Annotated in this window: 19 protein-coding genes; 15 read left to right on the top strand and 4 right to left on the bottom strand. The window is 65.4% G+C overall.

The genetic code is table 11. The features are described from left to right. Positions 1-22 precede the first annotated feature (22 nt). Entirely contained in the window at positions 23-1,207 is a 1,185-nt protein-coding gene (locus IT359_12690) for an aminopeptidase (GenBank protein MCC6929830.1), read from the top strand. 17 nt (positions 1,208-1,224) lie between these two features. Here the strand turns inward: IT359_12690 and IT359_12685 are convergent, their stop codons facing one another. Continuing rightward, entirely contained in the window at positions 1,225-2,703 is a 1,479-nt protein-coding gene (locus IT359_12685) for a M20/M25/M40 family metallo-hydrolase (protein MCC6929829.1), read from the bottom strand. A 154-nt stretch (positions 2,704-2,857) separates the two neighbouring features. On the opposite strand from IT359_12685, the gene IT359_12680 reads away from it, so the two are divergent. Further along, a complete protein-coding gene (locus IT359_12680) occupies positions 2,858-3,775 on the top strand; it encodes an alpha/beta hydrolase (protein ID MCC6929828.1) in 918 nt (305 codons plus the stop codon). A gap of 137 nt (positions 3,776-3,912) precedes the next feature. Then, entirely contained in the window at positions 3,913-5,358 is a 1,446-nt protein-coding gene (locus tag IT359_12675; GenBank protein ID MCC6929827.1) for a HEAT repeat domain-containing protein, read from the top strand. A gap of 417 nt (positions 5,359-5,775) precedes the next feature. Here the strand turns inward: IT359_12675 and IT359_12670 are convergent, their stop codons facing one another. Together IT359_12670 and IT359_12665 are read right to left on the bottom strand one after the other, a co-directional pair. Further along, positions 5,776-7,329, bottom strand: coding sequence for a cryptochrome/photolyase family protein (locus IT359_12670; protein MCC6929826.1), 1,554 nt, complete (start codon positions 7,327-7,329; stop codon positions 5,776-5,778). Positions 7,330-7,350: 21 nt separating this feature from the next. Beyond that, on the bottom strand, positions 7,351-8,319 hold the full coding sequence (locus IT359_12665; protein MCC6929825.1) for a redoxin domain-containing protein: 969 nt from the start codon (positions 8,317-8,319) through the stop codon (positions 7,351-7,353). A gap of 375 nt (positions 8,320-8,694) precedes the next feature. Between IT359_12665 and IT359_12660 the strand changes: the two genes are divergently transcribed. Both IT359_12660 and IT359_12655 read left to right on the top strand, forming a co-directional pair. Next, positions 8,695-9,789 carry a hypothetical protein gene (locus IT359_12660; protein MCC6929824.1) on the top strand — a complete coding sequence of 365 codons (1,095 nt, stop codon included), beginning with the start codon at positions 8,695-8,697 and terminating at the stop codon, positions 9,787-9,789. 15 nt (positions 9,790-9,804) lie between these two features. Continuing rightward, the gene (locus tag IT359_12655; GenBank protein ID MCC6929823.1) at positions 9,805-10,623 is read left to right on the top strand and encodes a hypothetical protein; all 819 of its coding nucleotides are present in this window, start codon (positions 9,805-9,807) and stop codon (positions 10,621-10,623) included. Between the two features lie 9 nt (positions 10,624-10,632). On the opposite strand, the gene IT359_12650 is transcribed toward IT359_12655, so the two are convergent. After that, positions 10,633-11,817, bottom strand: coding sequence for an ATP-binding protein (locus tag IT359_12650; protein MCC6929822.1), 1,185 nt, complete (start codon positions 11,815-11,817; stop codon positions 10,633-10,635). A 234-nt stretch (positions 11,818-12,051) separates the two neighbouring features. Between IT359_12650 and IT359_12645 the strand changes: the two genes are divergently transcribed. The 10 genes from IT359_12645 to IT359_12600 all read left to right on the top strand — a co-directional run bounded on the left by IT359_12645 (position 12,052) and on the right by IT359_12600 (position 26,247). Then, positions 12,052-12,660, top strand: a complete 609-nt coding sequence (locus tag IT359_12645; GenBank protein MCC6929821.1) for a hypothetical protein — start codon at positions 12,052-12,054, stop codon at positions 12,658-12,660. Positions 12,661-12,844: 184 nt separating this feature from the next. Continuing rightward, positions 12,845-13,747, top strand: a complete 903-nt coding sequence (locus IT359_12640; GenBank protein ID MCC6929820.1) for a hypothetical protein — start codon at positions 12,845-12,847, stop codon at positions 13,745-13,747. Between the two features lie 97 nt (positions 13,748-13,844). After that, a complete protein-coding gene (locus tag IT359_12635) occupies positions 13,845-14,933 on the top strand; it encodes a hypothetical protein (GenBank protein MCC6929819.1) in 1,089 nt (362 codons plus the stop codon). A 415-nt stretch (positions 14,934-15,348) separates the two neighbouring features. After that, a complete protein-coding gene (dcm, locus tag IT359_12630; protein ID MCC6929818.1) occupies positions 15,349-16,548 on the top strand; it encodes a DNA (cytosine-5-)-methyltransferase in 1,200 nt (399 codons plus the stop codon). 1 nt (position 16,549) lies between these two features. Continuing rightward, entirely contained in the window at positions 16,550-16,981 is a 432-nt protein-coding gene (gene vsr, locus IT359_12625) for a DNA mismatch endonuclease Vsr (protein ID MCC6929817.1), read from the top strand. Beyond that, a complete protein-coding gene (locus tag IT359_12620) occupies positions 16,974-18,215 on the top strand; it encodes a hypothetical protein (protein ID MCC6929816.1) in 1,242 nt (413 codons plus the stop codon). The genes vsr and IT359_12620 overlap by 8 nt, the downstream gene beginning before the upstream one ends. A gap of 623 nt (positions 18,216-18,838) precedes the next feature. Further along, positions 18,839-20,338, top strand: coding sequence for an ATP-binding protein (locus IT359_12615; protein ID MCC6929815.1), 1,500 nt, complete (start codon positions 18,839-18,841; stop codon positions 20,336-20,338). Continuing rightward, positions 20,335-23,184 carry a Z1 domain-containing protein gene (locus IT359_12610; protein MCC6929814.1) on the top strand — a complete coding sequence of 950 codons (2,850 nt, stop codon included), beginning with the start codon at positions 20,335-20,337 and terminating at the stop codon, positions 23,182-23,184. Before IT359_12615 ends, IT359_12610 begins: the two co-directional genes overlap by 4 nt. Further along, a complete protein-coding gene (locus IT359_12605) occupies positions 23,181-24,182 on the top strand; it encodes a PD-(D/E)XK motif protein (GenBank protein ID MCC6929813.1) in 1,002 nt (333 codons plus the stop codon). The genes IT359_12610 and IT359_12605 overlap by 4 nt, the downstream gene beginning before the upstream one ends. Positions 24,183-24,195: 13 nt before the next feature. After that, a complete protein-coding gene (locus tag IT359_12600) occupies positions 24,196-26,247 on the top strand; it encodes an AIPR family protein (GenBank protein ID MCC6929812.1) in 2,052 nt (683 codons plus the stop codon). Positions 26,248-26,954 lie beyond the last annotated feature (707 nt).

Here is a 26,954-nt window from a genome sequence, read left to right as displayed (position 1 = left end):
GCCCGAATCACACAAACTCGCCATGCGCCACTCCCTGACCTTCGCCGTCATGGCCCTCGCCCCGATGCTGGCCGCTGCCCAGTCTTCCAAGCCGCCAGCTGCACCATCACCGCCGCCGAGCTGGCCCGCGACGGTAGCCGCAATCGTTCGGCAGATGCAACTGGGCACGGGCGAGCGCGTCCTCATGGTCGCCGAGCCTGGGCAGGCCGACGGGGTGGTCGCCCCGCTGCGCGCCGCGATCCGGGCGGCGGGGGCGACGGACCTCGGCGTCATCGCGGTGCGCGGCACGGCGCCGGCCACCTGGAGCACCGACTTCACCCGCGGCGCCGCTGGGAAGAGCGCCGATCAGCTGGTCTCGTACCTCGCCTCCGTCGACCTCGGCATCATGCTCCCCGGCGCCGCGCCGACCGATGCCGCGTACGACGCACTGCAGCGCATCCTGCGAGATGCGCCTAACGCCAAGCCGGCGCGCGGCGTGCGCACGGTGCACTTCCACTGGGCTGGCGCGTACGCGCCCACCGGCGAGCTGCTGACCACCGCGCCGGCGTTCGCCGCACTCTACCAGCGCGTCCTCGAGCAGACCGACTACGCCGCCCTCGCCAAGGCACAGCGCGACTTCGAGTCGGCAATGCGCGCTGCCCCGGTGCGCGTCACCACGCCGGGCGGGACCGACCTGACCTTTCGCATTGGCGACCGCGTCGTGACCAGGCAGGACGGCAACGCCTCCGCCGCGCACGCGCGGGGCGGCAAGGTCCTCATCGATCGCGAAGTCGAACTCCCGGCCGGCGCCATCCGCGTTGCCCCAATCGAGGAAAGCGTCAATGGGACGATCGCCTTCCCCGACGGCACCTGGGGAGGCGTCGCCGTGAAGGGGCTGGTCATGACCTTCGCCAAGGGGAAGCTCACGACCTTCACCGCCCGCACGGGGAAGGAGGGCATCGACAAGGAGCTCGCCACCGCCGGCCCCGCCGGACGCTCCTTCCGCGAGTTCGCGCTCGGCTTCAACCCGCTGCTCGCCATCCCGGACAAGGGCGAGCGTTGGATCCCCTACTACGGATACGGCGCCGGCGTGGTGCGCTTGTCGTTAGGCGACAACTCCGAACTCGGCGGCAAGGTCACCGGCGGCTACGTGCGCTGGAACTTCTTCACCGATGCGACGGTGAGGGTGGGGGGGAGGGTGTGGGTGGAAGGGGGGACGATGAGGTAGGGGCGTCCCCCTCCGCCCTACTGTATCGACGTATTCGACGCCAACGCCTTCGTCAGCCGATACAGGAACTCCTGCCCCTCGAAGTAGCTCCGCACCCCCATCCGCTCGTCGCGCCCATGCGCCCGCGCGTCGACCGTCGGGTCGCTGAACAATCCCGACACCCCGTACGACGGAATCCCTAACGCGCGGAAGAAGCGCGAGTCGGTCGCACCGGTGCTCATTGTCGGGATCACCGGGATGTCGCCCCACATCTCGCGCGTGATCTGCTCCACCGGCCCCATCACCTCGCGCGCCAGCGTGGTCATCGGCGTCGCCGAGCGCTGCGTGCGGATGATCACCTTCACGTTCGAGTCGGCAACCACCTGCTCGAGTTCCGCCCGCACCTCGGCGGCGCTGCTCGTCGGGTAGATGCGGCAGTTGATGTTGGCCTCGGCCAGCTGCGGAAGGGCGTTGGAGGCGTGCCCGCCGGCGAGCTGCGTGGCGACACAGCTCGTGCGTAGCATCGCGTTGTAGCGCGGGTCGCTCTCCAGCACCGCCAGCGCACCAGCATCCGACGGGTTGGCGACCAGCGCCTTCATCGCCTGTCCCACCGCCGGCGTCTCCAGCGCAGCGGTCTGCGAGAAGAAGGCGCGCGTTACCTCGTTCAACTGCACCGCGAAGCGGTGGCGCCCCACCTTCGAGAGCGCGTCCGCCAGCTGCGTGATGGCGTTGTCGTCGCGCGGGACCGAGGAGTGGCCGCCGCGATTGGTCACGCGCAACGTGAAGTTGGTCGTGATCTTCTCTGCAGCCTGCACCGTGTTGAACAGCTGCTTCCCGTTGCGTAGCGTCCCTCCCCCTCCTTCGTTGATCACCAGCGCCGCATCCACCAGGTCGCGATGGTTCTTCGTGAGCCAGTCGACGCCGTTGAACGGCCCGCTCTCCTCGTCGGCAGTGAGGGCGATGATGATGTCGCGGTCGGGAACGTATCCCTCCTGCTTCATGCGGAAGACGTTGGCGACGAAGATCGACGCCATCGCCTTGTCATCCGCCGTGCCGCGCCCGTAGAAGTAGCCGTCGCGTTCAAGGAAGACGAACGGGTCCAGGTCGGGCGACCAGTCGGCCTTGAGTGCCTCCACGACGTCGATGTGCGCCAGGAGGAGGATCGGCTTCCCCGCGTTAGCTCCTCCCTTGCCGTGGATGCGCGCCACCAGGTTGTGCTTCTTCGGGTTGGGCCCGCCGATGAACAGGTCGCTGTCGGGAATCCCCGCGGCCTTCAACCGCTTGAGCATCGCCTCGGCCGCCGTCGTCACGTTCCCCGTCTCCACACCGGTGTTGATCTCCACCAGCTCCTTGTAGATCTCGCGCGTGAGCTGCTGGTGCGGCGTGAGCGCTCCGGCGGTGTAGATGGGGGCCCTGCCCTTGGCGGGAGTCTTCGCCTTCCCCTGCGCTGCCACGAGCGCCGGGACGAACACCGCGGCGCCGAGGGCCACGACTGTACGGACAAACCTGTTTGGCATGAGACGAGCGCTGGTGGGAACGGTGCAGACGCGACGCACAGACATTAGCGCCATTCTCCCCCTCTCGCACCCCATGGCGCGAACGCGCTCCGCACGAAAGGATTGAAAGATCCCCGGACAGCATCCCCCCCGGAGTTCCCGCCCCCACCCCCCCATGCCCTCTCGTCTTCCCGTCTTCCCGTCCTCTCGTCTTCTGTGTCTCATCGCCGCCCTCGCCACGCCCACTCCCGCCCGTGCGCAGCAGTTCCTGAGGCCCGCCGACATCAACGCCCTCCCCAGCAAGGCCCCCGACGCCGTGATCGCCTACGGCGCCGACTCGCTCCAGTTCGGCGAGCTGCGCCTGCCTAACGGGAAAGGACCCTTCGCCGTCGCCATCGTCATCCACGGCGGGTGCTGGATCCACGGCTACGCTGCAGCGCGGAACGCCGCCCCCTTGGCCGACGCGTTGCGCGATGCCGGCGTGGCGACCTGGAACGTCGAGTACCGCCGGCGCGACAACCCCGGCGGCGGTTGGCCCGGGACCTTTCTCGATGTCGCCGCCGCGGCCGACTCGCTGCGTGGCATCGCGAAGCGCTACCCGCTCGACCTGTCGCGCGTCGTCGCCATCGGCCACTCCGCCGGTGGCCACATGGCGCTCTGGCTCGCCGCACGCCGTAAACTCCCCGCCTCCTCGCCGCTGCACGCCGCCTCGCCGTTGCTGCTGGCGGGCGTCGTTGCACTCGGCGGACCCGGCGACCTCTATGACTTCAATACCTACGTCGACCCCATCTGCAGCGAAGGGACCGTTCCCAAGCTCCTCGGCGGCACCGCCGCGCTGGTCCCCGACCGCTGGCGCGACGCCTCCCCCTCCAGCTGGCTCCCGTTAGGGGTCCCCCAGGTCATGCTGGCTGGCGAGTCGGATCGCATCATGCCCCGCGCCAACCTCGAGGCCTGGGCCACCAAGGCGCGTGCTGCCGGCGACCGCGTCGACGTCGTCGTGGTCCCCAATGCGGCGCACCACGAGGTCATGTCACCGCGCGCGGTGACATGGCCGGCCATACGCGAGGCGGTCCTGCGACTCGCCACCAGATAGAACCCGGGAGGGCTCCCCCGCCAGCCGCGTGGGGCAAGGGCGCCGGCGCTCGCGCGCACTGGCTGGTGTGCAACCGCTAATGTTCGCTGCGAAAACTGCCGAGAATCACCCGCGGACCGTTTCCCATTGGCGAGGTCATGTCGAGCGACGACGGCAAAGAGTACGTCCTGGCGCTCTCGCGCCTGATCCAGAGCGTCTCCAACGCGATGCACACCGCGTCGGCGCGCGACGCGCACGTGCGCGACGTGGAGTCGCGCTCACGCCGGCGGGCGCTGGCGCTCGAACTCGACGGTGACGTACTGCGCATCGGATTGGAGGAGACGCTCACATTCGAGACGCCAGGGGTCGAAGCGCTGCTGTCGGCGCTCCTCGGACATGGCGTGGCGCGCCTCGTCATCCGGCAGCTCACGCCTGCGCGTGACCTGCTGGAGATGGCGCGTCTCCTGGCCGCGACGCCACGCAACGCGAACGAGGGGCGGGCCATCGAGACGCGGGCCCTCGACTCGCGCCTCTGGAACATCGAGTTCATCGGCGCCTTCGAACTCGATGACGAACACATCACGGCCAACCTTCCGCCAGAACTCCTCATCTCGCTTCGCGACGGCGCCGAGTACGTCCACGCCGAGTCGGCACTGGCCAAGCTGGCAACGCGTGGTGAGCAGGCGCTGGAAGGTGGCGACTCGCGCACCATTGCCGCCGTCCTCGTCACGATCTGGTCGTTCGAGCGCAGTACACAGCACGACGCCTTGCGACACACCGCGGAGCTCGCGCTCAAGCGCCTCATCTCGCCGATGGCGCTCAAGCTCACGGCGCAGGTCATCCCCTCGGCGCGCCGGCGCGAGCGACTCCTCGGCGTGCTCTCGCATGCGGGGGATGAGGGGGCCGAGGCGCTGTTTGCGCACCTGTGTGAATCGCAGGACATGTTCGAGCGGCGCGCCTACTTCGATGCGCTGATCTGGTTGCGTTGCGGCGTCAGCATGCTGATGCAGGCGCTCGATTCGGAACAGTGGTACGTGGCGCGCAATGCCGCCGAGTTGCTGGGAGAGATGCGCATCGACGGCGTGGAGTCGTCGCTCGCCATCCTGCTCGAGTCCGACGACGAGCGCCGGCGAGTTGCGGCATCGTCGGCGCTGGCGCGCCTGCGGACTCCCGACGCGCTGGCGGCGCTCAACACCGTCATCAACGATCCGTCGGATGCGGTGCGCTACTTTGCCAGCACCGCCCTCCTGGCGCGCATCGAGGGGGCCAACGCGCGACAGTTGGGCGTCGCCCTGGACGCCGACGGCGATCTCGAGATGAAGCTCCAGATCGTCGCGGCACTCGGGAAGCTCGGCACGCCGGACGCTGTGCAGAAGCTGATCAAGACGCTCATGTCGCCGCAGGCCGTGAGCGCCGCGGCCAACCTGGACAGCGAGTTCCGCTGCGCCTCACTCGAGGCCGTTGCGACCGCGCGCGGGTCGGCGGCGATGCCGTTGATCTCCCCCTTCCGTCGCGACAAGGACCCACGCGTCGCCGAGACCGCGACGCGCCTCTACACACGCCTTGCGCGCGGGCCGCGGGTCATGCTGACGTTCTCGGCGTAGAGGAGCGCCTAACGCGGCGTGTGTGGCGCGGAAGACATTCGCAGGTCGTCGTCGATCTTTCGCACCCCACCTTCCCAGCTTCGCACCCCACCTTCCGAGCTTCGCACGCCCACCATCCCAGCTTCGCACCCCACCTTCCCAGCGAAAGCTGGGACCCATTTGCCCCCGCATCGGCCACCGACCGTCGCCGCCGCGCGCCCACCGCTGCCCCCCCCACCGTCCCAGCGAAAGCTGGGACCCATTTGTCCTCGCATCGGCCACCGACCGTCGCTGCCGCACTCCCCCCGCTGCGCCCCCCCCACCTTCCCAGCGAAAGCTGGGACCCATTTGTCCTCGCATCGGCCACAGGCCGTCGCCGTCGCGCGCCCACCGACGCGCTCCCGCCAACCGCCGCTCGGTAGTGTCGATGGAGCTCCCCTAACGCTCCACAACCCCCAGCCGCTTGCGCATCACCGCCGCCCACGCGGTGACCTCGCGCTTCACCTCGTCACTCATCGATGCCACCTGCGCGAGCGCGCTCGCCAGGCGCCGGTTGGCGGCGAGCGTCGCCTGGTGGCGGATGAGGAAGTCCCAGTAGAAGGTCGTCATCGGGCAGGCGTCGTCGCCCGTGCGCATCCCCGGCTCGAAGCGACAGCCGTCGCAGTAGTCGGAGTGCTTCTCGATGGTGCGCCCGCCGGCCACGGGCGCCCGGGTCCCCACCGTCCCGCCGTCCGCGTGCTGCGAGCTGCCTAACGCGTTGGGGAGCGTCGCCCAGTCGACGCCGTCCACGAACATTCCCAGGTGCCAGTCGCTCACTTCCTTGGGGTCCACGCCGGCCAGCAGGGCGAAGTTGCCGGTGACGAGCAGGCGCTGCGCGTGGTGCGCGAATCCGTGCTGCAGCACCCCGCCCACGCCCTCGCGCAGGCAACGCATCTCCGTCTCGCCGCTCCAGTAGAGCGTGGGGAGCGCACGCCGATGCCCCAGCGCGTTGCGGCTGGCGTAGTCCTGTCCTTCGTGCCAGTACACGCCGCGGATGAACTCGCGCCGCCCGATCACCTGTCGCACGAACGCCTCCACCGCCGGCAAGGGCGCCTCCCCGCGCCGGTGGGCATCAACCGCCAGCTGCACCACCTCGCGCGGGTCGAGCAGCTTGAGGTTGAGCGGGGCGGCGAGGAGCGAGTGGTGCATCCACGGCGCCCCGGTCGCCATGTCAGCCACGTCGTCGCCGAAGTGCGCCAGGCGGTGCCGCACGAAGTCGTGCAGTTCGGCCAGTGCCTGCTCGCGCGTCACCGGCCAGTTGAACTCCGCCGCCGTCCCCGGGAGGTCGCCCAACGACCGCTCGACCGAGGCGATCACCGCGCGCGTCGTTGCATCCGGCGTATGCACCACGCGTTTCGGGAGCGGCGGGCGATTGCCCGCGAAGCGCGGCCTGCTTTCCGCGCGTAGGGTCCAGGCCCCGCCCTCGGGGCGACCGTCGTCGGTGACCAGGATCCGGAAGCGCTTCCGCACTGCCCTGTAGAAGCGCTCCATCACCAGCTCCGTGCGACCATTCGCCCACGCGCTGAACGCCTGCGGCGTGACCAGGAAGTGCGGGTCCTCGTGCACCCTGAGCGGGAGCTTTCGCTGCGCCGCCACGCGCTCGATCATCCGTAGCACGCGCCATTCACCCGGGCGCACGATGGCCAGCGACTGGGGTTGCAGCGTGTCCAGCGCCCTCCGCAGCTCACCGGCCAGCGTCGAGGCGTTGCCGACGTCGTCGAGCCGGGTGTAGCGCACCGTGACACCCTTCGAGCGCAGCCGTTCGGCGTAGTGCCGCATGGCCGCGAGAAAGAGGATCGTGCGCTGCTTGTGCGACGGGACGTGGCGCGACTCGTCGCTCACCTCGGCCATCAGCACCACGTCGCGCGCCTTGTCGAAGTGACGGCGGAGGACCGTGAAGTGCGGATCGAGCTGGTCGCCCAGGACGAACCAGAGTGTGCGTGTCGCGCTCACCGCCGAGCCCCCGCGGTAGCGTCAGGCCGCCGTCGTCCCACCCGGCGGGATGTCGCACGCCCCCGTGGCCAGGGCGAGGTAGTCCGGGCGGTCGCCGGCGTGCGTGTGGCGATAGGAGCGCAGGATGGCACCGTTGGAAACTACGAAAGCGCCGGGGAGCTGCAATGCATCGCCGTGGAAATACCCCTGCATGTGCCCCTTGAGCATCGCCAGGAAGCCGCGCAGCGCCACCTTGGGGCCAAAGAGCTGGACAAACGACCCCTGCGGGAGCTGGAACGCCTGGTACAGCTCGCGCAGCGGATCCCCGATCATGTCCACTCCCGAGAGCCCGTTGTCCTCGGCCAGCGCCTCCCCCTCATCGGGCATCCCCATGTGCACCAGCGCCAGCTTGACCCCGGCCGACTCGATCTGGCCGCGCAGCGCGCGCAGGTCGCCTAACGTCTCCCTGCAGAAGATGCACCCGGTGTGGCGCAGGAAGATCACCAGGCGAGGCCCCTCCTCCGACAGCTCCAGCAGCGATTCCCCGTGGTCGGTGATCGCATTCGCCATCGCGTCGCGCAACGTCCCGCGGAAGATCGAGCGCGGATACTCGCCGGCCGCGGCCTCGCGGATCGCCAGCCAGAGCAGCTCCCCGAACGGGGCGAGCCACAGCAGGTCGTGCACCACCACCAGGGCGCCAAAGGCCCGCGGGAGCGCCCCCGTCACCAGCCCGAAGACGAATCCCAGCGGCGCAACCAGCTTGGGAATGAAGCCGATCATGATGACCGGCCAGTAGCGCAGTGGGTTGCGGGCGGTGACCGCGTAGCCCACCCCCATCACCGCCGTCATCACCCCGATCCCCTGCCACACCTGCGGGTAGTTGAGCGGCGCGATCTTCGTGAAGGTGAAGAACGCGCTGGGCGCGATGATCATCGCCCCCCCCAGGATCAGGTGCCACGCGCCGGCGAAGACCAGCACCTGTCGCAGCCACTGCGGTACGCGGTTCGGCATTATTCGTCTCGCCTAGTTCGCCCGTATCCAACCGCTGCGCGTGCCACTGCTCCGCTCCCAGTTGCCATGCCTTCGTGCCTCCAGCCACACCGGGGCGTCGAGTCCCGGCGGTCGTTCCACTCCAGCTCCCCTGACCCCATCGGCCGGGGCGTACACGAAACGAACAATGTCACCTTGCTTCCGGTTTCGTGGATTTGGTGATCCGCCTGGCGAGTCTCAACCCAAATGGTTGCGTGCGTGTCAACCATTGAGAGAGCTGGGGCGGGACTGGCCGTGAAACCAAAGGCGCTCCCAGCACCGTACGCGGCGGTGAACCGTGTGCGCCACGGCGCGACACGGCTTCCGTGCGCTTCGCACCGAGCTACACATCCGATCATGAAGCGAACCATTCCGCGCGCCGTTCTGGTAGTTGCCGCTGCCGCGGCCGTCGCCGTCACGGCGACCATCTTCCTGTTCTCCCCCCGAGTCGTTCTCTCCCAGGAAAATCGCCGAACGCGCGACGACGATCGCGGCGGCGATCGCGCCCTCAACATTGGCCCCAACCGCACCGGAATCAGCATCGGCGATTCCCGCGAATGGACCGGGATCCGCCTCAACTTCCGCGATACCCGACTCGAGCGGGTCTCCGGCCTCAACCTCACCATCTGGCACCCGACCAACGGGGGCGAGGGCGACATCAGCGGCATCGCGGTCGCCCTCCCGCTCACCGGCGGGCGCGACGTGCGGGGGATCCAGCTCGGGGGCGGGATCTCCGCCACCGGCCGCCTTCAGGGGGGCACGGTCGCCGCCCTTGGCGCCGGCGCGGGGGGTAACGTCTCCGGGCTCCTCGTCGCCGGACTCGGCGCCGGCGCGGGCGGCGACATCACGGGGATCGGGATCGGCGGCCTTGGGTTCGGCGGCGGCGGAAACGTGAACGGGGTGATGGTCGGTGGCTTGGGAGTTGGCGCCGGCGGCGAGGCGAACGGCATCGTGATCGGCGGCCTTGGGGCAGCGGCCGGTGGTGGCGGTCGGGGAGTCCTGGTTGGTGGGCTGGGCGGCGGCGTTGGCGGCGACTTCAAGGGGATCGGAGTTGGCGGCATCGGCTTCGGCGGCGGTGGTGACCTCACCGGCGTCTTCGTGGGAGGCGTGGGCGTTGGGGCTGGCGGGACACTCAAGTACCTCAGCGTCGGCGGCGTCGGCGTGGGAGCACCACGCGTGCACGGCATTGCCGTGGGTGGCTTTGGTGTGGGGGGCGAACAGTTGCGCGGGCTCATGGTGGCCGGTGGCACCGTGCGCGTGATCGAGGGCGGGACCCTGCGCGGCGTCGGCGTCAGCTCGTTCAACTACATCCAGGGGCGCCAGCGCGGACTTACCATCGGGATCGTGAACTACGCGCGCTCGTTGCGCGGGGTGCAGCTTGGGCTCATCAACATCGTCCGCCATAACCCGAGCGGGCGCAAGGTGTTGCCGGTGGTGAACTGGGGACAGTGAGTCGTAGGTTGGGGAATGCGAGTCCTCGCCTGCCTCAACGCCGACCTCTTCTCCGCCCTCGCCATCAACCGCCTGCTGCCGGCGCTCGAGGGGCATGCGGTATCCATCGCCCTCTCCCAGCGCGTCGGGAGCGCGGCGCCGGCGCCTGACGAGGCGCCGCAGCGACACGAGTTGCGCCTGGCGGAACAGCGCATCCCGCTCGACCTCCTCTTCCCCCTGGTCGAGCGCGCCGCCCTCCCCGACGACGGCGCACGCTGCCTCACCTTTCGCGAGTTGACGACGCGCCGAGGGATCGCGGTCACCAACCTCCCCAACCCCAACAGCGCCGACGGCCTCGCCTGGGTGCGCGCGCAGGCGCCGGACCTCATCATCTCCATCCGCTATGGGGCGATCTTCAAGTCGGCGCTCCTCGCCATCCCCCGTTTAGGGGTTCTCAACCTCCACTCCGGCCTCCTCCCCGCGTACCGCGGCGTCCTCGCGACCTTTCGCGCGCTGGCCAACGGCGACACGACCATCGGCTGCACCGTGCACACCATCCCCGATGGCACGATCGACACCGGCCCCATCGTGACGACGACACGCACGAGCGTCGATCGCACGCGCTCGCTCTTCTGGCACATCGCGCAGCTCTATGCCCCTGGTGTCGACGCGTTAGGCTTGGTGGCACAGCGTGTGTTGTCTGGCGAGGTGCTGCAAACGACGCAGCAGCCCGGGGGGCGCTACTTCACCTATCCCACACGAGAGGAGTGGGACCGCTTTTCCGCCGCGGGATGGACGGCGGTGACGCTGGAGGATGCCGCGGAGGTGTGGGGGCGGTTCGGGGTGGTGACGTAGAGACGCAGGTCACGGCCCCAGGCAGCCGATCGGAATCACTGCCACACCATCCGGGCGCCGGTATCCGTAACCGGTGGCCACGATGACGCCGAGGCAGGCGGGCGCGCCGCACTTCGATATGTCCACCTGCTCGGCGAAGCTGAGCAGTGACGCCGCACCTTCGTCGACCTGATCCCGCCCCAGCTTGACCTCGAAGGCACCCCATCGCCCGTCTGCCACCTCGACGATGGCGTCGACCTCGCGGCCGTTGCTGTCACGATAGTGAAGGACGCTCGCGTCGCATGCTTGCGCGTACACCCGAAGGTCGCGTACCACGAGTGACTCGAAGAGCAGGCCGAGGAGATTGAGGTCGGCGAGCAATCCCTCCGGCGTGGCGCGAAGCGCCGCGGTCGCCAACGATGGGTCGACGAAGTGCCGCTTGGCGGCGCCGCGAACGCGAGCCTTCGACCGTAGATGCGGTGACCACGCCGGCTGGTCCTCGACGATCATCAACCGCTCGAGCGCCTCGAGGTAGTCGGCGACGGTGTCGCGCGCCAGGGACCCGTCATCGGCGCCAGCGTCGGCGCCCAGCGTGGCGATGGTCGCCTCGGTGGCGACATGGCGCGCGAGTGATCGGAGCAGGTGCCCGACTTTGACCGGATCGCGCGATCGATCTCCCACCCGACTCAGGTCTGCCCGTCGGACCTCTTCGAGATAGTCGCGAACGGCCCGCGCCGACTCGACTGCATCTCGCGCCAAATTCCCCGGCCACCCGCCCACGACGATCTGCTCCGTCAGGTCGCGGATCGTGAAACCCGAATCGCCGGACCGCGCGCTGTCTCCCGAGAGAAGCTGGCTCAGCGAGATCGCACCCGTGACCTTTCCCGACTCGAAGAGCGACATCGGGCGCATCCTGAGCCGCGTGATGCGCCCGGCGCCGGTGTGTCGCGTGATATCGTCCGCCGGAACCGCGGATCCGGTCAGGATGAATTGCCCCGGCGTCCCCCGGTCATCCACGGCGCGTCGGATATGGTTCCAGATCTCCGGCGCGAGCTGCCACTCGTCGATCAGTCGCGGAGTCGCGCCCTCTAGCACGAGGGATGGGTCGATCCCGATCGCCTGGCGAGCGTTGGTATCGACGTCCAGCAGGACCTCGCTTCTGGCCACCTGCCGGGCGGTCAGAGTCTTCCCGCAGGCTCTGGGACCCTCGATCACAACCGCCCCTGTCGACCTGAGCCGGGTCGCCAGCTCGCGGTCGGTGACCCTCGGCGAATACGGCAGACATATTGCTAGTCATTTCGCAGAGGAATCGGTAGCGAGTCTGCAGGGATAGCTGCTGATGCGGCGGCGGAGAAGGGGGGCGAGTATCACTCCTGAGCCCCTTGCCGTTTCGAACAGAGCTTTTATAGTTCTTTGAGAACTCTTTAAAGTATCTCGTTGAGAACTATAATGCATCTTTTCGGCTCGGACGATGTCGAACTCGCGCTTTCCCGCGTCGGTGAACTGCTGGCGGCAGAGGGGGTGACGTTTGCGGTGGTCGTGGTGGGCGGCGCAGCCCTGAACCTTCTGGGCATCGTCACGCGAACGACGACCGACGTCGACATTCTCGCCTTCGCGCGGCACCGACAAGGCGCGCATCCCGATGTTCATTCCCTCTCGGAGCCGCCAACGCCCCTTCCCGAACCGCTGCTGCGAGCGGCGCAGAACGTCGCTCGTGACATGGGGCTCGACGCTGATTGGCTGAACTCCGGACCTGCACTGCAGTGGCGTGCCGGGCTTCCTCCAGGCCTTGATGCACGTATCGAATGGCAGCGATACGGCGGCCTCTGGGTGGGGATTGTCGCGCGGTACGACCTCGTGTTCTTCAAGCTCTTCGCGGCGGCCGATTCGGAGGGAGCGAGCAGCGTCCACTACCAGGATCTACTGGCGCTCGCTCCGACGCCGGCCGAACTGGCCGACGCCGCCGTTTGGGTTTCCACGCAGGATGCCGCTCCCGAATTCGCGCAGATCCTGCGCGAGGTCGTGGCGCAGGTGACGAGGGATCTCGATTATGCCTAACGATCAACAGAGGCTTCGGGCCGACGACGCGCGCCAGCCGCTGCATGAGCTCGCGATTCAACTGCGTGAGACTGTGCTGGCGGTGATCTGGCGGCAATGGCGCGCGATTGGAGGGCAGACGTCGGCCGCGTCGACGCGTCCGTCCGCGCCGAGAGGCGCTGCAGGGACGTCCGGCATAGAGACCATGATTGACCCGGAGGCCCTCCTCCTGATCTCGCTCGTGCTCGTCGATGAGGAACGCCGTCTCGCCGATCTCATTCAGGACTGGGGTGTGCGCAACTCCGACCTGCTGAGCGTCCAGCGGACAAAGAACCTCGCGGCGCTCTACCCCGAGCACGTACACGATGCCTTCGTACCGTCGCTGCGGTGGTTCGCCCGTGTGTCGAGCGAGACGGGAAAGGACCTGCGATGGAGTGCTCTGGCAAACGAGGGGAGAGATGAGCGAATGCCAGCATTGGCGTCCGAGTCGGGACGCGCGACCTCACGCGACTCGGCGGATGACACCGCGCCCGCATCCGTTCGGCGCTCGCCGGGAAAGTCGCGTGCAACGCGCGCCAATCTCACGTCGGCGCCGATGTTGATCTTCAGGCTGCGGCTTGGCCTTGGCGTCGGTACCAAGGCGGACCTGATCGCTTACCTGCTCGGCAGTGACGAGGCGTGGCACACGGTGCGCGACATCGCGACGGCGACAGGCTACACCGTCGCCGCGACACGACGCGCCGTCGATGACCTTGCCGCCGCACGGATGATCGAGTCGCGCGAAGGTCAGCCAGCGAGATATCGAGCCAACGTCGCGGCTTGGGCGCCGCTCCTCGCCCTAGACCGTCGCCCGCCCCAATGGGGAAGTTGGCACGAACGATACGTCTTCACGGCAGCGTTTCTGGCGTGGGAGCGTTCCGCCCGCGAACGTCCCTTGAGCGACTACGCCTTCGGTGTGCACGGACGCGACCTGCTGGAGACCTATCGACCCGCGTTTGCGCGCGACCCGTTGGCCACGTGGAGCGAGCACACACCGGTGGCCGATTGGAAAGCGTTCGTCGAGGAGAAGGTGCACTCGCTCGTGAACTGGATGGAATCGACGGCGTAGAGCCCGCGGCACCCCTTGCGTGTCAATCCCCACTGCTACTTGCTGGCGCCGCTCTGCTGGACCACATCATCCGTCACTCCAAAGCTCCCGCGCCCGCATGACCACCAGCTGGACCGTCCACCGCACAGGCCATCCCCGGTTCGCCTTCCGCGTCGCCGTGGAGCGGGACGGGCGTACCGTACTCGCCGTGCGCGCCACGGCGGCGTGGCCGGGGCCGGGTCAACAGGTCTTCTGCCTGCGCGAGGACGGCTCCGACCCCGACGAGCCGATGACGCTCGTCGAGCGCGTCCCCGTCGTCAGCTGCACGCAGCTTGGCCGCAAGCTGGCCGTCGTCCTCGACCGCCCCGTGCGCAAGCGGTGCGAGTTCCTCTTCATCGCCAAGCCGTTTCGCGACAAGCCCGGCACATACGAGCAGGTCTTCTTCCGCACCGAGGCCGCGATCCGGTCCCACCGCTCGCGCTCGCGCCTCGAGGTCCGCGGCGGCGACGAGGAGCTGCAACTGGTGATCGACAGCAGCGAGCGATATGCGTGGCACTTTCCTGGGGCCGCCGTCACCACGCGCAAGCTCCCGGCCGGCGACTACGCCCTGCTCGACGGTGAACGCATCGCGGCCGTCGTCGAGCGCAAGTCGTTCGACAACCTGCTGGGCGATCTGGGCGCCATCCAGGCGTTGCACCATGCCCTTGCGCACCTGGCGCAGTATGCGTGGAGCGCGATGGTCGTGGAGGCGCAGTACGCGGACTTCCTGGACGAGAAGCGCCTCGCGGGGCGATGGCCGGCCTCGTTTGTCGCCCGCGCCCTGGCGGAGCTCACCGTGATGCACCCGCGCCTCCCCATCGTCTTTGCCGGCAATCGCAAGTTGGCCAACCAGTGGACGCACCGTTTCTTCGTGGCCTGCGCGGCGCACCGCGCATCGCCGCAGCTGACGCTCGTGCGGGAGACGCCGCAGGGCGAGCTGCCGTTGCACCAGGCGGGTTCGCTGGATGAGCGCGTGCGACTGGCCGTGATGCGCGCGGGGCTGACGCGCTTCGCGCTGCAGGAGATCTGCGACGAGGTGGAGGGGGCGTCGCTCGTCACCGTGCGTCGGGTGGTGAAGGAGCTGGAGCGGGAGGGGAAGGTGCGGTGTCTGGGGCGGGGGCGTGGGGCGCGGTGGGAGGTGGGGGGTGGGGGAGGGGAGGGCGCCTGACGTCGATGTGGACGGGTGAAGCGTCCGGATCGGCTTGAGTTGGACGGAATCGCCGCTCAGTTCCCGGAGTGGCGCCGCTCCTTACTCCGCGCGTACCCGCCGAGCCGCGCGTCCGCGCACCACGGTCCCGCTCGGACGCTTCGCGTCCGTCCCCCCACTGCTCAACCGTGCTCGCGCTGGTGTTGAGGTAGCGCGCGAAGACAGGTCCGTTGAAGTGCAAGCGCTCACACAGCCGCTTGATCTGCTCGGGGGTGCGCGATTCCGGGACCGCGAGGCACACCAAAGCCCCTTGCTCCACGGGACAACTCGGTGTCACATTGTCACCGTGCCTTCCGCCCGAAGAAAACCCGCTAAGCCGCCGGTCGCGACCGAGCTCCGCGACCTCCGCATTCGCAACGGCCTTTCACAGTCGCAACTGGCGAAAGTCGCGGACTGTTCGCTCGCGACCGTGAAGCGCTGGGAGGGGGGAAAGCACGAGCCGAGCGCGCTCGAACTCGCGGAGCTTCGGCGTCGGCTTGAACCGAAAGGAAGTCTCGTTCGGGAAACGCCGCCGTCCTTGGAGTTCATCGACTTGTTCGCCGGCATAGGCGGGCTACGCCTCGCATTCGAATCGATCGGTGGTCGGTGTGTCTTCACGTCCGAGTGGGACGAACACTCGCAGCGCACGTATCGAGCGAACTTCGGCGAACACGAGATCGCGGGCGATATCGTGAAGGTCGCGTCCGAGGATATTCCGAGGCACGACGTTTTGCTTGCCGGGTTTCCCTGTCAACCGTTCAGTATCGCGGGCGTCTCCAAGAAGAACTCGCTCGGCAGAAAGCACGGATTCGAGTGCGAAACGCAGGGGACGCTCTTCTTCGAAGTCGAGAGAATTCTCGAGCATCATCGCCCGCGCGCGTTTCTTCTCGAGAACGTCAAGAATCTCCAAGGGCATGACGGCGGCCGTACGTTCGCGGTCATCATGCGCACGCTGAAGGAGAAGCTCGGATATCGCGTCTGGCCCAAGGTTGTCAACGCGCGCGCCTTCGTCCCGCAGCATCGCGAGCGGATCTTCCTGGTGGGATTCCGTGACGATGTCGACTTCAGTTGGGAAGACGTTGCGATTCCGCCGCAGGAAAAGTGGCCGGTTCTTCGCGATATCCTCCATTCGGACTCCGACGCCGGACAGGTCGATGATCGCTTTGTCGATTCCAATGGGCGCCCGCATCGCAAGTACGTCCTCACCGATCATCTCTGGAAGTACTTGCAGGACTACGCCGAGAAACACCGCGCCAGGGGAAACGGATTCGGCTTCGGACTTGTCGGCCAGGCCGATATCGCACGCACGCTCTCAGCGCGCTATTACAAGGACGGCTCTGAAATCCTGATCAAGCGCGGAAGCGGGAATCCGCGGCGCCTGACGCCGCGGGAGTGCGCGCGCCTGATGGGCTTCGACCGAGGCGACCGCCGGTGGGAGATTCCAGTCTCGGATACGCAGGCGTATCGCCAGTTTGGCAATTCCGTCGTCGTCCCCCTTGTGGAGGCGATCGCTAGTGCTATGCGCCCGCACATCCTGGGTGAGTCGTACCATGCTCGTCGCAGTCAGCTCTCGTTGGAGCTCGTGGCCGCGGACTGACGTGGCCGACATCGTCGATCGCGCGACGCGCAGCCGGATGATGGCCGGCATTGGAGGGAAGGATACGGCGCCGGAACTGATCGTCAGGCGCTTCCTGCATCGGGCGGGTCTTCGTTTCAGACTACACCGGCGCGATCTCCCAGGGAGGCCGGATCTGGTACTGACACGCTTCTGCGTCGCGGTGTTGGTACATGGATGTTTCTGGCACCGGCACCCTGGCTGTCGCTTTGCCACCACTCCGTCAACGAACACCGGTTTCTGGCGGGCTAAGTTCGCCGCGAATGTCGCGCGCGATCGACGCACCCTGCGCGAATTACGACGGCGAGGATGGCGGCCGATCGTCGTTTGGGAGTGCAACCTTACTCCGTCGCGTCTCTCCGCGCTCGTTCGCGACGTGCGGCAAACGAAGGATCACGGAGGGAAGTGTGGCTAAGGAGAACGAACTCTCGAACTGGTTCGAGGACGTGTCTGGGCCCGAATGGATCTGGTACGCGAAGTACCTCTCCGCCAATGACACCTATGCGAAGCCTAACGTGCACCAAGGTGGCCCGTATGTGGCCAAGGAAGTGCTCCGGCTCGCCTTTCCTCGCCTGAGCCATCGAAGTGCCAAGGAGAGGAATCCCGACATCTTACTAAGCCTAGTCGTCGACTCGCATGACGGATACGAAGCCACGCTCCGCCTTGTCTGGTACAACTCGAAACGTCTCGGGCAGAAAGGCGGGCGCGATGAAGCCCGCCTTACACGTTGGGGTGCCGTCGATGCACCTGTAGTTTCCGCCGATTCGACAGGCGCTCTCGCCGTCTTCGCATATCACAGAGTTGGAGCGAAAGATGCTGATGCACTTCGCGTCTGGGTTGCTCGTACTCTCGACGAGGAGGAGCGCATAGTTGAGCGCGTTGGTCCGGTTGACCCGGGAGATGGCGTTGTCATCACATCATCCGGAGTAGTCGTTTCCGGAATGGCTCCCTCCGCTGTGCGCTCGTGCGTGCTGCATCCGTCAAGAATGCCGCAGGCCTGGAAGGAGAGCTTCCCGCCCGGTGACGAGATCGTCTCACGGGTGATTGAAAGCTTGATGCCCGCTCGAGGTCTCGACGTCGACGAGCGACTACTCCGTCGGCGACGCTGCGAATACGAAGTGTTTCGTTCCGTCGAGGCGTATCACGTGCTACCTGAATTGGGGAAGCCGTTCTCTACGGTCGATGCCTTCCTTGAATTCGCGCACTCGGTGACTAACCGCCGGAAGAGCCGATCGGGTCGCTCGCTAGAGCTTCAGCTTGCGGGAATCTTCCGGGAAGAGGGCGTGTCATTCTCGCACGGCGCGGTGGCCGACGAACGAAGTCGTCCTGACTTCTTGTTCCCATCGATAGTTGCATACCGCGACAAGGAGTTTCCGAGAGAACGGCTGAGGATGTTGGCCGCAAAGACGACGGTCAAGGACCGATGGAGGCAGGTTCTCGCGGAAGCGAGCGAGGTTCATACGAAGCACTTGCTTACGCTGCAAGAAGGCGTGTCGGAGGCTCAGCTCGATGAGATGACACGCCACAACGTGATCCTCGTCGTGCCGGAACCTCTGCGGAAGGCATTCCCGAAGCAGCTATGGTCGCGACTCAAGACCCTGCAGGGATTCCTGGAGGAGGTCAGGCAGGATCAACGACCGGCAAGCTAGCGGCCTCACCCGACGAAGCGGCGGAACTGCTGCAGCAGCAATTCAATCATCGCTGGCTCGGTCATCGCTTCATAATCCCACGTGAGGTCAAGCTGTAGGAGGAATGCAGCCAGACGCCGCGCGCTGCCTGCGCCCTTACCTGCCGCAGCGGCCTTGAGCTTCTTCGTTGATACGTTTCAGTACAGACGCTGGGAAAGCTGCACGACTGCTCGGCTGGTTACGACCTCTTGTCGCGACGCGATCTGTTCGTAGAGCTCACTAGGCGTGCTGGGGTTGCCGGCGAGGACGGCTCTCGTGACAGGAGTCGTCGTGGCGCGCGCTGCCCCTCACGCAGGCGTACGACGGCTTTTCGGCGCAGCGAAGGAATCTAGAGTCGCGCCCCGACTCCGCCAGGAGATCTTTCGCCGTCGACGGACGCGCACCCCGGCGCCGCCGTCAAGTGCCAGACCCTCCCCGAACTCGTTCTGGGAATGGGTGCCACTTCGAAACTCGGTCTGTCGCGCGCGAACCGGACCCCAGGGTTACTACTAGTTGTGCGGCCGAGCACGGCATCGAAATTCCCTGCGACCACTCGCCACAGCTCCTCCCCGACAAGGCCCACCTCCGACACGCCGTATCCGCGCATGGCCCAGAAGCAACTGACGCCACCTGCCTCGGCGCTGATGCAGTCGATCCGCGGCGTGGGATACGACGCCAAGACCGCCGTCGCGGACCTGATCGACAACTCGATAGCGGCGGGGGCGTCGACCGTATGGCTTGAGTTCCGGTGGGACGGCCGCGACTCGACGGTGACGCTTCTGGACGATGGACGTGGTATGGCGCCGGAAGAACTCGATCGCGCCATGACACTCGGAAGTCGTAGCCCGCTCGAACAGCGGGCCGCGAGCGACCTAGGCAGGTTCGGACTCGGACTCAAGACCGCATCGCTCTCGCAGTGCGCGCGTCTTCTCGTCGCCTCGAAAGCCGCCCAATGCGATGTTCACACGCGCGTGTGGGATCTCGCACTTGTGCACCGGACGGATCAGTGGCTTGTCGAAGATCGCTCCGAAGGGTCTGAGGGCGAGCTCCTTCGGCCCTTGGACGCCATGAACTCCGGGACCGTTGTCGTCTGGCGTTTGCTGGACCGCCTCGTCGGTGACGTCTGCACGGACGATTCCAGGGCCCGATTGGATTTCCAGCGCACTTCGCGAGAAGTCGAGGCCCATCTTGGCATGGTGTTCCACCGCTTCATCGAAGGGATGCGCCCGAAGCTTCGCATTTACGTCAACGGCGAGACCGAAGAGTTTCGAGTGAAAGGGTGGGATCCATTCCTCACTGCCCATCCATCGACGCAGCAGATGCCGGAGGTACGCCGGGGTAGTTCCGCCGGCACTGTGGTCCTCCAAGGCTTCGTTCTGCCTCACAAGGACCGATTCGACGGCGACGAATACGAGGTAGCCGCCGGCCCAGCTGGGTGGACCAGCCAGGAGGGTTTCTACGTCTATCGCGGGCAACGACTGCTCGTCTCGGGGTCGTGGCTAGGACTCGGCAAGCCGAAACGCTGGATTCGGGATGAGCAGCACAAGCTCGCGCGGATCAGACTCGATCTCCCGAACACGCTCGACGCGGCGTGGAACATCGACGTCAAGAAGTCGGCCGCGCTTCCTCCTCTGGAGCTGCGTGACTGGCTGACCCGGAATGCAGAGGGCATCCGCTCCGCCGCGCGCGAAGTCTACGTCCATCGGGGGAGCCCACTGCCGCCGGGAAGAAGGGCTGCGTTCTCCCCCGCGTGGTTATCAGGAGCGGGGAACTCACCGGCCTACCTCATCAACCGAGAACATCCCGTGGTGGCGGAGCTGCTCCGCACAACACCAGCGCAGAGGGCGATCGTCGAGAGGGCGTTTCGACTTCTCGAGACCACAGTGCCGGTACACCGCATCTGGCTGGACGTCTCTGAGCGCCCGGAAGCACCGGCATCCACCTCCGAACAGCTGGACGCAGAAACTGTCGAGAAGCTCGCAAAGGACCTGCTGAGCCGGCTCGAGGCAGGCCAGAAGATGTCGAGGGCGAACGCCTTGGAGGTTCTGCGGCTAACGGAGCCCTTCGACCAGTTCCCTGCCATCCTCGCATCGCTTGCCTCATGAGCCTATCATCGTCCCCCGCCTACGAAAAGCTCCTCAAGATCTGCCTTACCGCGCTTGGTTCCGACCTGCAGGCAGGAGAGCTGATTGCAGAAGAGAAGATCACCGAGACAGCGAGGTCATTCGCCGCCATCATCAGCAAGTCCGCTGACTCGGAGGAGGTACAGAGCGTTATAGCCGAACTCACCCGACGATTCAACATCTGGACGGGGCCTTGTGGAGTACTCACCGGCGACGACCCGAGCCACAAGGCGTGGCTTCCGGTTCGTGTGAAGGAAGTTGAGTGGCGCTTCTGGAATCGCTATCGACTCTTTCTCGAGACGAGGCTCCCTCCAAAGGTTGTGACAGAACTGAGTGATATGACGGACACCGTTCTGGGGCTGCTGGAGGATCCCACGCGAGCGGGAGGGTGGCGGCGGCAAGGGCTGGTAGTGGGACACGTTCAATCGGGCAAGACGGGCAACTATACAGGTCTCCTCTGCAAGGCAGCCGATGCGGGCTACAAGGTCATCGTTGTGCTTTCTGGCATCCACAACAGCCTTCGCGCTCAGACACAGATCCGTCTGGACGAGGGCTTCCTAGGTTATGCCAGGCAGTGGAACGACCCAGCCACAACACGGGTTCCGGTCGGCGTTGGTGAGATCGATCCGACTCTTATCGCCGACTCCGTCACGACGCGTGACGATCGGGGAGACTTCAACACAGCCAAGGCCCAGGGCTTTCAGATTCATGCTGGGGGCAATGTCCTGCTGTTCGTCGTGAAGAAGAACGTGAGGGTTCTGAAGAATCTGATTGATTGGGCAAAGCTCAGCGCGAAGAAGCCGATCGGCGACGGCCGGTTTGTCGTCGGCGAAGTTCCCCTCCTTGTTATCGACGACGAAGCGGATCAGGCATCTGTCGACACAAGGGTGCAGGCATTCGACGAGGAGACCGGTCAGCCGGATCTTGACCACTCCCCCACGGCAATCAACCACCTCATCCGGACGCTCCTGGAGACCTTCGAGCGACGCGCCTACGTCGGCTACACTGCGACGCCGTTCGCGAATGTGTTCATTCACCCCGAGGGCAAGACACCCGAGGGTGGCGAAGATCTCTTTCCCAGACACTTCATCATCAACCTCTCCGCCCCCTCGAACTACTTCGGACCTGCAAGGATCTTCGGTCGCGGCGATGAGACGCTTCCACGACAGGGGGAGCGGCCGAGCCGCATCCGATTCATCAAGGATGCAAGCGAGTGGATTCCACCGAGCCACAAGAATGGGCTGGTGCCGCGGTATAAGGACACCGACGTGCTTCCACCGTCACTCGAAGAGGCGATTCGTGCGTTCGTCCTTTCCAGCGCTGCGCGGCGGGCGCGTGGTCAGATTACTGACCACAAATCGATGCTCATCCACGTCACGCGCTTCACCGCCGTTCAGGGAGTAGTGCATCGCCAGGTGAGCGAGTACGTGAACTCACTCAAGGATCGCTGGCGCACCCGCAATACCACAACCGGCGAGACGATCGGCCATGACCTGCGTGAGATGTGGGATACGGACTTTGCGCAAACGAGCACCGCTCACGGCGAAAGCGCCATGTCGTGGGAAGCCGTCGAATCCGAAGTATGGTCCGTACTGGAGCTGATCCGCGTGAATCTCATAAACGCGAAGGCTTCCGACGCGCTTATCTACGAGGAGCACAAGAAGTCCGGGCTTCACGTCATCGCTGTTGGCGGTGACAAACTGTCGCGAGGACTGACGCTCGAGGGCCTGAGCGTCAGCTACTTCCTGCGCGCGGCCCGAATGTACGACACATTGATGCAGATGGGACGCTGGTTTGGCTATCGGCCAAACTATGAAGACCTTTGTCGGCTGTATCTCAGCTCCGAGCTCGCCGAGTGGTACGGACACATTACGGACGCGGCAGAGGAACTGCGCCAGGAGTTCGACCGGATGGTCTTACTCGGTGGCACTCCGGACGACTATGGGATTCGGGTTCGGACACACCCGGTACTGGCCATTACGGGCAAGCTGCGGCCAGGGCTGCCCTCGCTCACCACGTCCCTCAGCGCGACGCCGTTCGAACCTACCATTCTTCTCGAACGAAGTGCTGTCGTCAGGCGCAACTGGGAGTTGACACTGAACTTCGTCAACTCACGTGGTGCACCCTCTGAGTTTCCCGTGTTTCGAGATGATCCAGACAAGGCGTATCGTCGCGGACGGTGGCCTGGTGCCATTGAGTGGGACGGAGTCTCAGGTGCTGCGGTGCTTCCCTACCTGAAATCGTTCGAGTTTGCGGAGCGGGATCTCTCGCGCACGCCGGCAATCGCGGTGCGCAATTACATCGAGGACCGGATCGCGAACGGCGAGCTAACCGAGTGGTCCGTCGTGGTACTCGGGAAGGGTGCAGCAAGTTCTGTTGCCGCGTCGAGCGATGCATTCCCGTCGTTGCCGATTGCGTTGAGCGGATGCCGGATCTCAACGATCTATCGCGACCGAATCACTCCCGCGGCGGAACGGAAGGAACGATATGTCGTGAAGCGTCTCGGAAGCCCGAAGGACGAGTCGATCGACCTGTCTGTAGATGAGTGGCGGCGAGTCGCGCGCGATCTCGCTTGCCTTCGGGACGATCCGCAGCGTCCGCCGGAGCTGACGCGAGGTCGTTTGCTCCGTGAGGGCCGACCGAAGACGCGGGGACTGCTGATTCTCTATTTGCTCTCCCCTGACCCTTCGCAGTGGGATCGCGCCGAGGGTGAGATCGTACCGCTCGTCGCCCCGTTCGTAAGCTTCCCGCACTCCGCGGACGCGAATCCGGTGAGCTACACATTGAACTACCGCTATTGGGAAGACGAACTCGCAGGGGTCGAATGAGCGCGACCTCCACCGTCTATGAGGAATTGCGCAGTTCGGCGCCGCTCTCGCCGGGAATCGCGTACCGGGCCTTTTACGGGCCGCCGAACCTCGGCATTCGAGCCTTTGTCGATGGCGAGACTCGCATCCCAGGGTTTGCCCTAAGGACGACACGGTCATGCGTCCCGCACGGGATGAGCCTACCGAAAGTCCGCGGCATCGAGATCGCGGCGACACATGGCAGCGGCGAAGGCATGCACGCCGAAGTGATCTATGAGATTAGGGCGTCCGCAAAGGTATTCGCAGACGTCTTTGTTGAGCTGGCAGCCAAGCTGCTCGATGATTGCATAGTTGCTCCGACGGCGCCGATGGCACTGCTCGAGGTGAGTCGGCGCGTGGCGGCGTGGGCGCGATTCTTCGACGCCCGAGGAGACGAGGGGCTTGGGAGATCGGGGCAACTTGGATTGATCGGAGAACTTCTCTGCATCGAGCGTCTGTCGAGCCTCGCAGGAGCCGAGAGTGCGCTTCGCGCATGGACGGGTCCCTCCGGAACTCCACACGACTTCCAGACGGATCAGGGGGCCGTGGAAGCAAAGCTCTCGACGAGTTCGGCCCCCGAACGCTTCCGAATAACCTCGGAGCGTCAACTTGACGAGTCGGTGGTGCCCTGGCTCGGCCTCTTCGCCGTGACAGCGCAGGAGGTACGCGCAGGTGGCGAGGGACTCGAGGCAGTGGTTGATCGCGTGCGCCGGCTGGTGCAGAGTGAGGCTCCCGGATCACTGTCTCTGCTCGAACAAGGGCTCATTGATTCCGGCTACTCCGACTCCGATCGAGTACGGTACGCGGTGCGCATCAAGGTGCGGGAGACAGAGTTTCTCCATGTACGGGACGATTTTCCGCGCATCAGACCGTCAGAGCTCCGCGCTAATGTGTTCTCGGTGTCCTACGACATCTCGTGGGGTGCCATCGTCCAGTATCAAACACCGGACGCCGACGTGAGGAGATTTCTCTTTGCCTGAGACAAGTGAACAGTTGTCCGAGTTTGCCCGGGCCCTGAATGAAGAGGTCCGCGAGAAGGCCGTTGACGGCAATCCGTACGCTACAGAGATCGAGTGTTTCGCGGATGCAGTCCTCGAAATGTTCTCGGAGGCAGGGGTCATCGAGGATCCCGAGGTGTGCGTCCGCGGCGGCCGGCTCGGACGCGCCAACTGGGAAATCGCGGGGTGGGCGTTTCCGCCGTCTGACGACGAGGATCTCTCATCACTTTCAATCCTAGCGGTACTCCACAACGATGATCCCGAGACTCCTCCAGCATCAGCGGAGGAGCTACGTCGGCGGTTCGAACTTGCGGTTCACTTCATCACGTCGATGCTTGACGGCAGGGCCGACGATCTCGAACCCGCGGCGGACGCAGCGGCACTCGGCCGCATTATCCACGAGCGCCGGAAGAAACTGAAGCGAATCGAGGTGCATATTGCAACGGACGGGCTCACGCAACGTCTGAAGTCGATCGATTCAGTTGAGGTGAGCAAGGTCGAGGTTACGTGCGCGATCTGGGATATCGAGCGCCTTAGTCGACTGTCGGATCCTAAGCAGGAAGAGATCGAGATCGACGTGCTGGACGTGAATCACGGATCAGGGCTTCCGTGTCTCAGGGTTCCCGAAGACGATCCGCATTACGATGCTTATCTGTGCGTAGTCCCTGGAACATTGCTGTTCCATGCGTACGAGAAGTATGGACAGCGGTTGCTGGAGCAGAACGTCCGCGCGTTTCTGTCAGCGACGGGCAAGGTCAACAAGGGGATTAGAGAGACCATTCACGGCAACCCCGATCGATTCTTTGCCTACAACAATGGCCTGGCGCTGACCGCGAGGAGCGTTGAGGTCCGTCGCCGGCCGGATGGACATGAAGAGATTACGAGGATCGTCGGTCTCCAGGTGGTCAACGGTGGACAGACAACCGCGTCGATTCATCGCGCGGTGAAGGTCGATGGAGCTGCAAACAGCGTTGCGAAAGTATTCGTACAGGGAAAGCTCGTCGTCGTCACCACGGAGGACGAGGATCACGACGGGTTCATAGAACTCGTTCGCAGCATCTCCAAGTTCGCCAACAAACAGAACGCCGTTAAGGACGACGATCTCGAGGCGAATCAGCCGTGGCACGTCGCGTTCGAGAAGCTCTCGAGGACGATCTGGACGCCAGATCGGCAATCGCGATGGTACTATGAGCGTTCTCGCGGCGCATACGCGACCGAGAAGATGCGAGTTGCCACCGCGCGCGCGAAACGCATTGAGTTTGAGAAGCACTCCCCGCGATCACAGCTCATCACGAAGACGGATCTTGCCAAGTGCTGGAACGCGTGGAATCAGCTCCCTGAAGAAGTCAGCAAGGGAGGCCAGAAGAACTTCAAGAAGTTCACGGACGCACTTGATGATCAGCTCCGACGACCGGAGCTCGATCATAGCGAATACAAGCGCATCGTCGGCAAGGTCATTCTGTATCGGGATACGACGAAGCTGGTGAACGATCTCAAGGACGCGATCCCGGCGTACCGAGCAAATGTCGTCGCCTATCTTGTCGCGTACCTGTCATTCCGAATGCCGCAGGGCATCGATTTCGACAGGATCTGGGAGAAGCAGGCGGTGCCTCCGAAGATCAGGGAAGTCATCCGGCACTGGGCGGAGCCGATCTACCGTCATATCGTGACGACCGCTGGCTCGCGCAATGTCACAGAGTGGTGCAAGAGTGCGGTATGCTGGACAGAGCTCCGGGGTCTCCAGCTGTCCACCGACGTCGATCTCGCCCGCTACGGATCGCCCAACGGGAAGGCCGCGATCAGCTCCGGCTTGGTCGATGTCGATGACGCGCACGCCATCTCCGAGTGCCTTCGTCTTTCACCCGAGGAGTGGGAGAACCTCATGAACTGGGCGATGCGCGCCGACAACATGCATTGGGGAGCCCGCGGCGTCGTTTCAACTCTTCGAAGCTATGCACTCGGCAATTGGGAGCGGCGGCCTTCGGTCAAGCAGGCTCGGTCGGCGGCGAGGGTGATTCGAAGATGGAGAGAAGAGGATGGCCCGTGAGCGATCACGTCAGTCGCGCGCACGCGCGCCTGTCCCCCAGTAGGACGTCTCTTTGGTCCGGCCGCACCCGGGTGACACTCTCGCTTGCTGCGCGCACGCGGTGCGGATCGTCCTCACGAGTCCCTCGAGAACATCGCATCCATAGTCTGCAGGCACTCTTCGGAACCTCGTTGGGAACTTGCAACTGAGAAAAGTGCTCCTTTCCATCGCTGACGCGCCCACGACGCGATGAGGTGGCGCGCGCATCCCGCCGCGTTTCTCTGAAGAATCCTGGTTCTCGTCTCTCTGTGTGAACTGAAGCAGTGGTAAATTCAAAGCGACGCTTCTGACGCATCGGAGATGCGATATATCGGAAGCCTCGTCGAGCAGATGCAGCAGCGCGTGACACCTGCAAGCGCTTCGTGGTGGTTCAATGCGACGCGCACGCCTCCAACGCTAGAACATGTTGCGCCGATCCAGGGGTCATGCGGCTTCGCACAAGGCGACCGATCTCCTATCAGTGCAGTGGCATGTTGCCGTCTAGGCCCTACTGCCCCGATACATCTCCCCCAACCCCCAACACACATACGGGTGCCCGCTCTGTCCTGGTTCAGCGAGAATGTGACAGGTGGGGTGGGTGTTCAGTGTAGTGCCGCGGGGTGACGGGTGGTCGTGGTGCAGTGGTAGACGGCGTGGCGCGCCGCGCGGCGCGCGCCGCTTCGAGCTTC

This window comes from Gemmatimonadaceae bacterium (assembly GCA_020852815.1).
Lineage (GTDB): Bacteria > Gemmatimonadota > Gemmatimonadetes > Gemmatimonadales > Gemmatimonadaceae > SCN-70-22.
The sequence above is the reverse complement of the archived record's forward strand: the minus strand, read 5'-3'. Positions and strand labels throughout refer to the sequence as shown.

Excerpts from the sequence above, each read along its gene's own strand:
- IT359_12640 (MCC6929820.1), top strand. The coding sequence starts at position 12,845 with ATGATTGACCCGGAGGCCCTCCTCCTGATCTCGCTCGTGCTCGTCGAT.
- IT359_12660 (MCC6929824.1), top strand. The coding sequence starts at position 8,695 with ATGAAGCGAACCATTCCGCGCGCCGTTCTGGTAGTTGCCGCTGCCGCG.
- IT359_12605 (MCC6929813.1), top strand. The coding sequence starts at position 23,181 with ATGAGCGCGACCTCCACCGTCTATGAGGAATTGCGCAGTTCGGCGCCG.
- IT359_12665 (MCC6929825.1), bottom strand. The coding sequence starts at position 8,319 with ATGCCGAACCGCGTACCGCAGTGGCTGCGACAGGTGCTGGTCTTCGCC.
- IT359_12690 (MCC6929830.1), top strand. The coding sequence starts at position 23 with ATGCGCCACTCCCTGACCTTCGCCGTCATGGCCCTCGCCCCGATGCTG.
- IT359_12610 (MCC6929814.1), top strand. The coding sequence starts at position 20,335 with ATGAGCCTATCATCGTCCCCCGCCTACGAAAAGCTCCTCAAGATCTGC.
- IT359_12635 (MCC6929819.1), top strand. The coding sequence starts at position 13,845 with ATGACCACCAGCTGGACCGTCCACCGCACAGGCCATCCCCGGTTCGCC.
- IT359_12615 (MCC6929815.1), top strand. The coding sequence starts at position 18,839 with ATGGCCCAGAAGCAACTGACGCCACCTGCCTCGGCGCTGATGCAGTCG.
- IT359_12645 (MCC6929821.1), top strand. The coding sequence starts at position 12,052 with ATGCATCTTTTCGGCTCGGACGATGTCGAACTCGCGCTTTCCCGCGTC.
- IT359_12685 (MCC6929829.1), bottom strand. The coding sequence starts at position 2,703 with ATGCCAAACAGGTTTGTCCGTACAGTCGTGGCCCTCGGCGCCGCGGTG.
- IT359_12680 (MCC6929828.1), top strand. The coding sequence starts at position 2,858 with ATGCCCTCTCGTCTTCCCGTCTTCCCGTCCTCTCGTCTTCTGTGTCTC.
- IT359_12655 (MCC6929823.1), top strand. The coding sequence starts at position 9,805 with ATGCGAGTCCTCGCCTGCCTCAACGCCGACCTCTTCTCCGCCCTCGCC.
- IT359_12675 (MCC6929827.1), top strand. The coding sequence starts at position 3,913 with ATGTCGAGCGACGACGGCAAAGAGTACGTCCTGGCGCTCTCGCGCCTG.